This is a genomic window from Pseudomonas sp. PDM19, assembly GCF_014852215.1.
GTDB lineage: Bacteria > Pseudomonadota > Gammaproteobacteria > Pseudomonadales > Pseudomonadaceae > Pseudomonas.
The window spans coordinates 234,204-246,207 of the sequence record NZ_JACVBG010000001.1; the positions used below are offsets into that span (position 1 = coordinate 234,204).

Here is a 12,004-nt window from a genome sequence, read left to right on the forward strand (position 1 = left end):
ACGGATCTTGCCAAATCAGTGGGCAGCCACCTTCGAACCGCCGAGGCGGTAGGCGCTGGCGTACAGCACCGGCAGCACGATCAGCGTCAGCAGCGTGGCGAAACCCAGGCCGAACATGATCACCACCGACATGCTCTGGAAGAAGGCGTCCAGCAGCAGCGGCGCCAGGCCGAGGATGGTGGTCAGCGCGGTCAGGCAGATCGGCCGCAGCCTCGCGCAGGCAGCGTTCACCAGCGCCTCGCGGGGCGGCTGGCCGCTTTCGGCGAGGTTGTCGACTTCCTCCAGCAATACGATGCCGTTGCGCACCAGCATGCCGGACAGGCTCAGCAGCCCCAGCAGGGCCATGAAGCCGAAGGGGATGCCGGTGAGCAGGAAGCCCAGGCTCACGCCGATCATCGCCAGCGGCACGGTCAGCCAGATCAGCAGCGCCTTGCGCGGCGAGGAGAACATCAGCACGGTGATGATGAACATCGCCAGGAAGGCCATGGGCAGGCTGCCGAGCACGCCGTTGCGGGCGTCGCTGGAGCTTTCCACGTCGCCGCCCCAGGCCAGCTCGTAGCCCGGCGGCAGGGTCAGCGCCTCGATCTGCGGGCGCACCCGATTCAGCAGTTGCGAGGAGGTCTCGCCGCTCTGCGGGGCGACGTCGGCCATCACCGTCAGCGTGCGCTTGCGGTCCTCGCGCAGGATCAGCGGGTCCTCCCAGACGCTGTCGAAACCGCCGACCACCTGCTCGATGGGCAGGTAACGCTGGCTCACCGGGCTCCACAGCATCAGGTCGTTGATCTGCCCGGCGTCCACGTCGCGTTCGCGCACGACGATCGGCATCTGCTGGGTGCCGTCGCGGTAGAGGCCTACGGTCAGGCCGCTGAAGCTCATGCGCAGCAGGCTGTCGAGGTCGCGCTTGTCGATGCCCAGCTCGCGGCCGCGGGCCTCATTGAACTGCGGCCTGACCAGCAGCGCACGGGCCTGCCAGTCGTGGCTGACGCCGGTGGCCACCGGGTCGGCGGCGAGGATGTCGCCCACCTGCGCGCCGAGGCGGCGCAGCTCCTGCGGGTCCGGGCCGGTCAGGCGCACTTCGATGGCGCTGCCGTTGGAGGGGCCGAACATCAGGCGCTTCAGCCCCGTCTGTACCTGCGGGTAGTTCTCGTCGAGGTAGTGCTGCAGGCCTGCGATCAGCCCCGGAATCTGCGCGCGGTTCTCGGTGCGCACCAGCACCTGGGCGTAGTTGGCGTGCTGGCGCTCGGCGCCGTAGGTGAGGATGAAGCGCGGCGCGCCCTGGCCGATGCTGGTGACCGTGCGCTCCACGCCCGGCAGGGCGGTGATGTGCCGGTCGATCTCGGCGGCCAGGTCGCGGGTGTGCTCGATGGCGGTGCCCTGGGGCAGCCACAGGTCGACGAAGAACATTGGCGTGTTGGCCGGCGGGAAGAAGTTCTGCCGCACCTGGGAGAAGCCCAGCAGCGAGGCGGCCAGCGCCACGGCGAGTACGCCGAGGGTCAGCGCGCGCTGGCGCAGGCAGGCTTCCAGCAGGCTGCGGTAGGCACGGTACAGCCAGCCGGCGTGCGGCTCGGCGCTGTCCGCCTTCACCGGCATTTTGGCGAAGGCCCAGCGGGCGAGCAGCGGCGCCAGGGTCATGGCGGTGACCCAGCTGAGCAGCAGCGACACCAGCAGCACGTCGAACAGCGAGCGGCAGTATTCGCCGGTGGAGTCCGCGGACAGGCCGATGGGGGCGAAGGCCAGCACCGCGATCACCGTGGCGCCGAGCAGGGGCAGGGCAGTGAGGCGGACGATATGGCGGATCGCGGCGTCGATGCCCTGGCCGCGCAGGCGGCCGACCAGCACGCCCTCGACCACGACGATGGCGTTGTCCACCAGCATGCACAGGGAAATGATCAGCGCGCCGAGGCTGATGCGCTGCAGCTCGATGCCCAGCAGGTACATCAGCAGCAGGCTGCCCAGCACGTTGAGCGCCAGCACCCCGGCGATCACCAGCCCGCTGCGCAGGCCCATGAACACCAGCAGGGTGCCGACGACAATCGCCAGCGCGATGACGAAGCTGAGCAGGAAGCCGTTGACCGCGCCGTGCACTTCCACGGCCTGGTCATAGAAGGGCGTCAGTTGCATGCCGGCCGGGCGTTCGCTTTCCAGCTGGTCGAGGCGCTGGTGCACGGCGTCGCCGACTTTCACCACGTTCACCTGCGGGGCGAAGGCGATGCCCAGCGCCAGCGCCGGCTTGCCATCGGCGCGCCAGAGGTGGCTGGGCGTGTCGGTGAAGCCGCGCTTCACCGTGGCGATATCGCCCAGGCGGATCAACTGGGCGCTGCCCGGCGCGCTGACCAGCAGGCGCTCCAGCTCGCCGACGTCGGCGAACTCGCCGGTCGGGTGCAGGCGGATGCTCTCGCTGCCGACCCGCAGGCTGCCCGCGTCGGACACCACATTCTGCCGGTTCAGCAGGTCCGCCAGACGCTGCAGCGGCACGCCCATGGCGTTCATCTTCTCCCGCGAGACCTCCACCTGGACCTGCTCGGCCTGCAGCCCGGAAACCACCACCTTGCTCACGCCCGGCACCAGCACCAGTTCGCGGCGCAGATAGTCGGCGTAGTCGCGCAGTTCCTGGTAGCGATAGCCGTCGCCGGACAGCGACAGGAGGATGCCGTAGACGTCGCCGAAATCATCGTTCACCTGCGGCGGCGAGACCCCCGGCGGCAGGTGCGGGGCGAGGTCGTTGACCTTGCGCCGCAGTTCGTCCCAGATCTGCGGCAGCTCGCCGGCGCGGTACTGCGGCTTCACGTTGACGGTGATCTGCGAGAGGCCGGCGCTGGAAATCGAGGTCAGCTTGTCGACGTAGGCCAGTTGCTGGATGGCGTTCTCCAGTGGATAGGTGACTTCTTCCTCGACCTGTTGCGGCGAGGCGCCGGCGTAGCGGGTGGCGACCACGGCGGTCTTGACGGTGAAGGCCGGGTCTTCCAGACGGCCGATCTCGAAGATCGCGTAGAGGCCGCCGAGGGCCAGCAGGAGGATGACGATCCAGCTGCTCACCTTGTTGCGGATGAAGTAGCCGCTGATGTCCATCACAGCCCCCGTTCGCGTTGCCACGGGCGCACGTGCTGGCCTTCGCGCAGCTCGGCGGTGCCTGCGGCGACTATGCGCTCGCCCGGCTCCAGCCCGGAGAGAATCTGGATACCCGCGGCGCCCGGCTGGCCGAGCTGCACCGCGCGGCGCTCGACGTGCAGCGCATCGCCAGTACCTTTCACCACCCACACCTGGCTCTGCCCCGGCGCGCCGTCATCGGCGCTGAACACCGCTTCCACCGGGATGCGCAGGATGGCCTGGGCATCACGGCCGAGCTGGGCGAAGTCCACCTCGACGGTGGCGCTCATGCCCGGCAACAGGGTGACGTCCTGCGGCCGCTGCAGGGTCAGGGTGACGGTGTAGCTCAGGGTCGCCGGGTCGGGGCGGGTGCTGTGCTCCTTGTACTGCGCGGGGAAGTCGCGGCCGGGCACGCGAGCCAGGCGCACGATGGGCTGGTAGTCGGTACGCAGGCTGGCGCCGTCGACCCGCTCCAGCAGGCTTTCCGGCAGCTGGAACTGCACGTCGTAGGTATCGGCGGATTGCAGGATCGCCACCGGCTGCTTGGGTTGCAGCATCTGGTGGTTCTGCACCGGCAGCTGGGCGATGACGCCCTCGAACGGCGCGGTCAGGCGCGCATAGCCGAGCTCCTGGCGCGCCAGCTTCAGCGCGGCCTCGGCGGAGTCCAGCTGGGCCTTGCGCTGGTCCAGTTCGGCGCGGGCCACCAGTTGCCGCTCGTTGAGCGTGGCGACGCGCTGGTACTGGGCGCGGGCCAGGTTGAAGGTGGCTTCGCGATCACGCAGGCGCAGGCGCAGGTCAGCATCATCCAGCTCGGCGATCAGCTGGCCGCGCTCCACGCGCTGGCCGGTCTTCACCGCCAGGGTCTTGAGATGCCCGGCGAGGCGGAAGGACAGGTCGACTTCATCCGAGGCCACCAGTTGGCCGGGGAACTGACGCACACCTTCGGCAGCCGCGGCGGGCACGCTGTAGAGCTTCACCGGGCGCACGCTGTCGGCCGGCACCGAAGGCGTCGGGCCGCAACCGACGAGCAGGCTGGCGAGCAGAAGGCAGGCGGGGGTTTTCACGGAAGATTCCTCGTCATCGAGTGGGATGCGACAAGGCTGCGCGCCACTCGGAGGAATCCGCCTGACTTGTATCAAGGGCCGCCGGGCGGCCCTGGGAAAGTTCAGCGGCGGTACAGGAATCGTTCAGAAACGGACTACATCCGGTCTTCCGTCAGACTTTCAGCACGCCGCGAAAGCCCCGCGCCGCGTAATACGACTGCACGCCGTTGTGGTAGGTGAACACCCGCTCGTAGCGGCGGTCGCCGAACAGCGCGCCGTCCAGCTTGCGCATGGAGCCGGGCGTGCGCAGCCAGCTGGAAGTCTTCTGGTCGAAGCTGCCCAGCTCCTGCAACTGGCGGTACTGCGCTTCGTCGAGCAGCTCGATGCCGATCTGCGCGGCCAGCTCGGTGGCGCAGCCGCCGGGCTTGTCCTTCTTGCGTGCATCCAGCGCCTCGCGGTCGTAGCACAGGCTGCGGCGGCCGGCCGGGGTTTCGGCGGAGCAGTCGAAGAACAGGATGGCGCCGCTGGCGCTTTCGCGGCCGACCACGTCGGGCTCGCCGCCGGTGGCCTCCATCTGTTCCAGCGCCTTGAGCTTGGACGGGGCACTCTTCAGGCGCGCCTGGACGTCGGCCCAGTCGATGCCCTTGTGGCGTTCGGGGTGCTGCTCGAAGCGCGCCTGCAGGGTTGCCAGCAGGGTGTCGTGCTGTTTCGCATTCATCTTGCTTACTCTCGGCAGGGGTGAAGGTCAGAGAGTAAAGCAGGAATTGTGCGGGCCGCCGCTCAGCCGGCGTCGGCCCAGCGCTCGCGCACCGCGAGGATGTCGGGCAGGCAGCCGAGGAACAGCTCCACCAGCTCAGGGTCGAACTGGCTGCCTTTCTCCCGGCGCAGCAGTTCCACCGCCTCGTCGATGCTCCAGGCCGGCTTGTAGGGGCGCACGCTGGTCAGCGCGTCGAACACGTCGGCGATGGCGACGATGCGCCCCTCGACGGGAATCTCCTCGCCGCGCAGGCCCTTCGGGTAGCCGGTGCCGTCCCAGCGCTCGTGGTGGGTGAGGGCGATGCTGCGGGCCAGGCGCAGCAGGTTGGAGTCATGTTCGCCGATGATCCGCGCGCCGATCTCCGGGTGCTGGCGCATCACCTGCCATTCGTGCTCGTCGAGCCGGCCGGGTTTGCGCAGGATGGCGTCGGGAATGCCGATCTTGCCCACGTCGTGCATGGGCGCGGCGTTGAGCAGGTCGTCGGCGGCCTTCTCCGAGTAGCCGGCGGCGCGCGCCAGCAGGTGTGCGTAGTGGCTCATGCGGATGACGTGCAGGCCGGTCTCGTTGTCCTTGTACTCCGAGGCCTTGCCCAGGCGCTGGACGATCTGCAGGCGCGTCTCGCGCAGCTCCTCCACGCTCACCAGCGACAGGTGCGTGCGCACCCGCGCCTTGACGATGGGCGGGCTGACCGGCTTGGTGATGTAGTCCACCGCGCCCACCTCGAAGCCCTTGGCCTCGTCCGGCACGTCGGCCAGGGCGGTGACGAAGATCACCGGGATGGCGCAGGTGGCCTGCTCGGCCTTGAGCCGCTGGCAGACCTCGAAGCCGGTCATGCCGGGCATCATCACGTCCAGCAGGACCAGGTCGGGGCGCTCGCGGTTGGCCAGCTCCAGCGCCTTGTCGCCGTCCTTGGCGAACAGCAGGCGGTAGTCGTCCTGCAGGATGTGGCGCAGCACCTGGAGGTTGGTGGCTTCGTCGTCCACCAGCAGCAGGCAGGGCCGATGATCTTGGGCGGTCTGGGTCATGCTTGCTCCAGGCGGGTGCCGAGGGTCCGGACCCATTCCAGGGCCTGGTCGAAGTCGAAATCGTCGATGGCGTAGCGCAGGGCCTCGAAGGCCTCGCGGTGCTCGCCCTGGGCGGTGCCCAGGCGCAGGCGTTCCAGTGCCTGGTCGTCGAGACCGCCACGGGAGAGCGCCAGTTGCAGGGCTTGCAGCGCGTCGCGCAGGTCCTGCGAGGCGGCCTCGCCGACGATCTGGCCGACCGCCTCGGTAACCGCTTCCGGCACCAGTGGCACCGACTCGCGGACCGTGGCGAACTCCACGCGGACACGCTCCAGCGTGGAGTTCAGCTGCTCAGCCGGGCCATGCTCGGCGGCACCTTCCAGCGCGCCGATGGCACTGGCCAGGCGCGGCAGGGCAAGGTTGGCAGCGGCACCGCGCAGGCGGTGGGCGAGGGCGGCGATGCCGGCGCGGTCACCTTCGCTCACGGCGATTTCCAGGGTATCCAGGCTGGCTTTCTGCTCGTCGAGGAAGCGCACAATGGCCCGCGCCATGGGCAGCGGGCCGCCCCACAGGCGCGCGCCGGCGGCCCAGTCCAGGGTTGCCAGCGGCGTGCTGTCGGCGGTCTGCGCGCTGCGCACCGCAGGAGCGGCGCCGAGCAGGCGGGCCATTTCATCCAGCAGGCCGGCGAGGTCCAGCGGCTTGCTGGCGAAGCCGTTCATGCCGGCGTCCAGGGCGTTCTGCCGGTCGCGGTCGAGTACGCTGGCGGTGAGGGCGATGATCGGCACGGCCTCAATGCCCCTTTCCTGTTCGATGCTGCGGATGCGCCGGGTGGCTTCCAGGCCATCCATGCCGGGCATCTGCACATCCATCAGGATCAGGTCGAAGTCCTCTGCGCTGTACGCATCCACGGCGGCCTGGCCGTCGCCGACGCTGTACGGTTGGTGGCCCAGACGGCGCAGGTTCAGCTCCAGCAGCTCGACGTTCTGCGGTACATCGTCGGCCACCAGAATGCGTAGCGGTGGCAGGCTCGGCGCGTGGCTGCGGGCCGTCGGTTGCACGCTGCGCCCGGCCGGCAACGGCAGGTCGACGGTGAACACGCTGCCGCGGCCCACTTCACTTTCCACGGTGATGCGGCCGCCCATCAGCTCCACCAGCTGGCGCGAGATGGTGGTGCCCAGCCCGGTGCCGCCGAAGCGCCGGCTCATGGAGGCGTCGGCCTGGGCGAAGGGGTCGAAGATGCGTTCCAGGCGGTCGGCGGCGATGCCGATGCCGGTGTCGCGGATGGCCAGGCGCAGCGCGCCCGGCTCGCCGCTGATGACCAGCCGGACTTCGCCGCGCTCGGTGAACTTCACCGCATTGCCCAGCAGGTTGGTCAGCACCTGTTGCAGGCGCAGCGGGTCGCCCTGGAAGTACTCGCCGGCGCGCTGGCCGTAGTCGATCTGCAGGCTCAGGCCCTTGCGCTCGGCGGACAGTCGCAGCGCCGCGCAGACCTGCTCGCACAGCTCCGGCAGGGAGAAGTCGAGCGCTTCCAGTTCGATGGCGCCCCGGTCGAGCTTGGCGGTGTCGAGGATGTCGTTGAGCAGGCCCAGCAGCGAGCGCGAGGCGTTCTGCACGGTGGTCAGGTAGCGCCGCTGGTTCTCTTCCAGCGGCGAATCCAGCAGCAGTTCGGTGAAGCCCATGATGGCGTTCATCGGCGTGCGGATTTCGTGGCTCATGTTGGCGAGGAAGCTGCTGCGCGCGGCAGCGGCCTGTTCGGCGCGGTCGCGGGCGCTGCGCAGTTCCTGCTCCATGACGCGGCGCGGGGTGAGGTCGGTGGCCAGTTTCACCACCTTCACCGGCTTGCCGTCGAAGTCGAGGATCGGGTTGTAGGTGGCGTGGATCCACACCTCGCGTCCGTCCTTGGCCAGGCGGCGGTATTCGCCGGCGCTGTACTCGCCGTCGCGCAGCCCCTGCCAGAACGTCTGGTAGCGGGCGCTGGCGGCGACGTCCGGCGGGCAGAACAGGCTGTGGTGCTGGCCCAGCACCTCGGCTTCGGTGTAGCCGAAGAGTTCGAGGATGTTCTCGTTGGCGGCGAGCACGCGGCCGTCGAGGTCGAACTCGATCAGCGCCATGGCGCGGCCGATGGCGGTGACCTTGCCTTCGTACTCGTTGCTCAGCAACTTGGTTTCGGTCTGGTCGAGCAGCACGCCGTCGATCCACTGCGGCTTGCCGGCTTCGTCATAGCAGGCGCTGCCGCCTTCCCAGATCCAATGCTCCGCGCCGCTGCGGTCGAACATGCGGTATTCGACGACATAGCTGCGGCGTTCAGCGATAGCGCGACGGACTTCTTCGTTCACCGCCGGTTGGTCATCGGGGTGATACAGCTCGCCGAAGGTGATGTGCCGGTCGATGAAGTCCTGTGCCGACCAGCCGGTGACGGCCTCGACGGCGTCGCTGACGAACAGCGTGCTCCAGACGTCGTCCGGCAGGACTCGGAAGGCGATGCCGGGCATGTTGCGGATCAGTGAGCGGTACTGTTCCTCGCTGGTGCGCAGGGCCTGTTCCATCACGCGGCGCTCGCTGATGTCGGCAACGAACACCACGAACCAGGGCTTGCCGTCGTGGTCGGTGACGCCAAGGCTGACCCGCGCGGGGAATTCACGGCCGTCACGGGTCAGGCCTTCGAGCTCCAGTTCGGAGTTGTGGAACTGGCGCTCGCCGCTGCGCTTGTAGTTCTCCAGCGCGATACGGAACTGCTGCCCGTAGGCCTCGTTCATCAGCACCTGCATCGGCTGGCCGACCAGCTCGTGCGGGTGCCAGCCGAACAGGCGCAGCACGGCGTGGTTGACCGAGCGGATCACGCCGCTGTGGTCGATGGTAAGAATCGCCTCGACGGCGGCATCGAGCAGCGAATCCAGGTGCTTGCGCCGGCGCTGCAGTTCCTGGAACAGCTGGCGGTAGCGCAGCAGGCCGTTCACCGCGGCGACGCAGATGCTCAGGCTGATGGTGGCCATGGACACTGCCATCGCCAGGTAGAAACTGCCCTGCACGCCCTGCGGCACACCGAATTCCTCCCGGCCGACGAAACGCGCGGCGGCCATCCCGGTGTAGTGCATGCCGGCAATCGCCAGCCCCATCACCACGCCGCTGACCAGAATCGTCAGGTTCGGCCGCATCCGCCCGCGCAGGCCGAAGCGCACCCACAGCGCGATCACCGCCAGCACCACGGCGACCAGGATCGACAGCGCGAACATCCAAGGGTTGTAGCGCAGCAGCGGGGCCATCTGCATCGCTGCCATGCCGCTGTAGTGCATGGCGCCAATGCCGGCACCGACCAGCACGCCGCCGCCGATCAGTTGCAGGGGGCTGACGTTGCGTCGCGCCAGCAGGCTCAGGGCGATCCACGAGGCGAACAGGCTGGGCAGGCCGGAGAGCAGGGTGATCAGCGGGTCATAGCGCACCGCCGCGCAAAGCTGGAAGGACAGCATGCCGATGAAGTGCATCGCCCACACGCCGCCGCCCAGCGCCACCGCGCCGGTGCCGATGGCCAGCTGGCGGTAGAACGGGCTGCGCGCCAGCCGCGCCACGCCCGACAGCTGCAGGGCCATGGCCGAGGTGAAGATGGCGATGAGGATGGAGAGCGCCACCAGCGCCGTGTTGTGCTCGCCGAAAACCAGCAGCGAAGGGGTGTCGCCACTGTAGAAATATCGCTGCAGATCGAGCATTGAACGAAGACCGTACTGCGTGCCGAAGGCCCGGTGGAAGACGAGACTGGGGGAAGCAAAACACAGGATGGCTGCAAATTGCCATCATTGTCGGTCGCTGCACCCGCGAAAGCCGCGTCACGAGGGCGGATTCAGACGAGTGGGAAGCCAGGGTTCGGAATCGAAGCTGAAACGATGCAGCCGGTGAGGCGACCGATAACGCGCTATCGGCGGAAGAGGCGGGAAATTGAGCGCTTGCCGACGGCTGGCAGCGCCCATGAAAAAGCCCGGCGGAGGCCGGGCTTTTTCATGGGTACCTGTCTGCGGATCAGGCGGGCATGTGCCATTCCTGCAGGCGGTAGCCTTCGCGGTTCAGCTCGTCGCGGGCCTGGTTCAGCAGGCCTTCGAGCTGCTCCGGGTCGGAGTAGGCGGAGCTGGGAATGCGGGTGAGGCCCAGCAGACGGGCACCGGTACGATCGAGGACGGACAGGTCGAGGCTGCCGTCGCCCCCTTGGTCAACCCAGGTCACACAATTGAAGGGTTGGAAGGCTCGTCCGGTGATCAGCAGAGCCTCGTTGAAACGAAGAGTCGCATGCATGGTTGTGATCTCTCTGCGGTAATCCATTGCGAAGGTGGCGAAAGCGGTTCATCCACTTTCGTGTTCGTTCACGCAATTGATGGTTTCAGAGTCGAAGAAAGTCACAGCCCATGTCGCGTTTGTACACAAAGTAGTCGCAAATTAATCCGAGTTAATCGCTGCAGGCCCCGTCAGCCGTGGCCTGCAGCGTTGTGGTGGGTGCGCTATCGCGCCGCACCTACCGCTCGTCAGAAGCGACGGGCGGTCAGGCCTGCATGGCCCAGCCGTCCACGTTCATCGCCGCCTGGCGCAGCGCCTCGGAACGGGTCGGATGCGGGTGACAGGTACGGGCGATGTCCTCGGCGGCGCCGCGGAATTCCATCGCCACGCAGTACTCCGCGATCATGTCGCCGACGTTCGGGCCGATCATGTGGACGCCGAGGATCTCGTCGCTGCGCTCGTCCGCCAGCACCTTCACGAAGCCCTCGGTCTCGTGGTTGATCTTCGCCCGGCTGTTGGCGGTGAAGGGGAACTTGCCCACCTTGTAGGCGCGGCCCTCGGCCTTGAGCTGTTCCTCGGTCCTGCCCACGGTGGCGACTTCCGGGTGGGTGTAGATCACGCTGGGGATCACCTCGTAGTTCACTTCCCCGGCCTTGCCGGCGATCAGTTCGACGCAGGCGATCGCCTCGTCCTCGGCCTTGTGCGCGAGCATCGGGCCGGAGGTGACGTCGCCGATCACCCAGATGCCCGGCACGCTGCTGCGGTGCTCGTGGTTCTCCAGCATGCCGCGCTTGTCGGTGGTCAGCCCCACGCTCTCCAGCCCGAGGCCCTGGGTATAGGGGCGGCGGCCGATGGCGAGCAGGACGTAATCGGCCTGGATCGACTCCGCCGCGCCGCCGGCGGCCGGCTCCACGCTCAGGGTCACCTGCTTGCCGCTGACCTTGGCCTGGGTGACCTTCGAGCCCAGCTTGAAGCTCATGCCCTGCTTGGTCAGTGCGCGCTGGAAGGTCCTGGCGGTTTCCAGGTCCATGCCGGGGCAGATGCGGTCGAGGTATTCGATCACCGTGACTTCCGCGCCCAGGCGGCGCCACACCGAGCCCAGCTCCAGGCCGATGACGCCGGCGCCGATCACCACCAGGTGCTTGGGCACCTCGGGGATGGACAGCGCGCCGGTGGAATCGAGGATGCGCTTGTTGTCGACCTCGACGCCCGGCAGCGGGGAGGGCTCCGAGCCGGTGGCGATGATGATGTCCTTGGCGGTCAGCTTGGTCTTGCTGCCTTCAGCGCCGGTCACCTCGACCTTGCCCGGCCCGTCGATGCGGCCCCAGCCCTTCACCCAGTCCACCTTGTTCTTGCGGAACAGGAATTCCACGCCCTTGGTCAGCGCGGTCACGCTCTCGGCCTTCTGCTTCATCATCTGCGCCAGGTCCAGCTTGGGCTTGACCTGGATGCCAAGGTTGGCGAACTCGCCGCCGGCCGCCGCTTCATACAGCTCGGATGCATGCAGCAGCGCCTTGGACGGCATGCAGCCGACGTTCAGGCAGGTGCCGCCGAGGGTTTCGCGACCCTCCACGCAGGCGACTTTCAGGCCCAGTTGGCCCGCGCGAATCGCAGCGTTGTAGCCACCGGGGCCGCCGCCAATGACGATCACATCGTATGCGCTCATGCCGTGTTCTCCATGCTTGGAAAGAGTCAGTGGAAAGGGTCAATCGAGGTTAGCCGGTGGTCGCTGGATCACCAGCGCAGGGCCGCTTCAATCCGTTACCTGATTTATATTACATGCATAATATATTTGTGCGGGCAAGTCGCCGCTACATGACAGGCGCGGCGGGGAGGGCGAAAATGCAGGGCTTTGG

7 protein-coding genes are annotated in these 12,004 nt (G+C 67.8%); all 7 read right to left on the reverse strand.

Annotated features, from left to right (window positions below; all coding sequences use genetic code 11):
• Positions 1–15: 15 nt before the first annotated feature.
• The 7 genes from IB273_RS01070 to lpdA all read right to left on the reverse strand — a co-directional run bounded on the left by IB273_RS01070 (position 16) and on the right by lpdA (position 11,814).
• The gene (locus IB273_RS01070) at positions 16–3,069 is read right to left on the reverse strand and encodes an efflux RND transporter permease subunit (RefSeq protein ID WP_192222976.1); all 3,054 of its coding nucleotides are present in this window, start codon (positions 3,067–3,069) and stop codon (positions 16–18) included.
• Entirely contained in the window at positions 3,069–4,151 is a 1,083-nt protein-coding gene (locus tag IB273_RS01075; protein ID WP_081516563.1) for an efflux RND transporter periplasmic adaptor subunit, read from the reverse strand. Before IB273_RS01075 ends, IB273_RS01070 begins: the two co-directional genes overlap by 1 nt.
• A gap of 151 nt (positions 4,152–4,302) precedes the next feature.
• On the reverse strand, positions 4,303–4,848 hold the full coding sequence (locus IB273_RS01080) for a DUF4256 domain-containing protein (protein ID WP_192222977.1): 546 nt from the start codon (positions 4,846–4,848) through the stop codon (positions 4,303–4,305).
• A 62-nt stretch (positions 4,849–4,910) separates the two neighbouring features.
• The gene (locus IB273_RS01085) at positions 4,911–5,912 is read right to left on the reverse strand and encodes a two-component system response regulator (protein WP_081516565.1); all 1,002 of its coding nucleotides are present in this window, start codon (positions 5,910–5,912) and stop codon (positions 4,911–4,913) included.
• The gene (locus IB273_RS01090; protein WP_192222978.1) at positions 5,909–9,592 is read right to left on the reverse strand and encodes a PAS domain S-box protein; all 3,684 of its coding nucleotides are present in this window, start codon (positions 9,590–9,592) and stop codon (positions 5,909–5,911) included. Before IB273_RS01090 ends, IB273_RS01085 begins: the two co-directional genes overlap by 4 nt.
• Positions 9,593–9,899: 307 nt before the next feature.
• On the reverse strand, positions 9,900–10,169 hold the full coding sequence (locus IB273_RS01095) for a hypothetical protein (protein WP_081516567.1): 270 nt from the start codon (positions 10,167–10,169) through the stop codon (positions 9,900–9,902).
• Between the two features lie 244 nt (positions 10,170–10,413).
• Positions 10,414–11,814: a dihydrolipoyl dehydrogenase gene (gene lpdA / locus IB273_RS01100; protein WP_192222979.1), complete on the reverse strand. Its 1,401-nt coding sequence runs from the start codon at positions 11,812–11,814 to the stop codon at positions 10,414–10,416.
• Between the last annotated feature and the right edge of the window lie 190 nt (positions 11,815–12,004).